General features: G+C 82.5%; 1 pseudogene. It reads right to left on the bottom strand.

The annotated features are described in order from the left end of the window. A pseudogene (locus tag G3I78_RS53060) lies at positions 1–485 on the bottom strand (hypothetical protein); the annotation flags it as partial.

Below are 485 nucleotides of genomic sequence, written 5' to 3'. Positions count from 1 at the left end.
CCGGTGCTCCGCGTCCGGCCGGCCAGCAGGCCCCGCGTCCCGGCGCCCCGCGTCCGGCCGGTACTCCCGGTCAGGGCGGCCAGGGCCGTGGCGACCGCGGCGACCGTCCCGGCGCTCCGCGTCCGGGCGGCCAGGGTGCCCGACCCGGCGCTCGTCCAGCCGGTCCCCGTCCGGGCAACAACCCCTTCACCTCTGGTGGCTCCACCGGCATGGCGCGCCCGCAGGCGCCCCGTCCGGGCGGTGCCCCGCGCCCCGGCGGCCCTGGTGGTCCCGGTGAGCGTCCCGGCGGCGCCCCGCGTCCGCAGGGTCAGGGCCAGGGTGGTCCCCGTCCCCAGGGCGCAGCGGGCGGTCCCCGTCCGCAGGCTCCGGGCGGCGCCCGTCCCAGCCCGGGCGGCATGCCCCGTCCGCAGGGCGGTCCCCGTCCCGGCGGCGGCCCCGGCGGCCCGCGTCCCAATCCCGGCATGATGCCGCAGCGTCCGGGATTG

This window comes from Streptomyces sp. SID13726 (assembly GCF_010548375.1).
Taxonomy (GTDB): domain Bacteria; phylum Actinomycetota; class Actinomycetes; order Streptomycetales; family Streptomycetaceae; genus Streptomyces.
The sequence above is the reverse complement of the archived record's forward strand: the minus strand, read 5'-3'. Positions and strand labels throughout refer to the sequence as shown.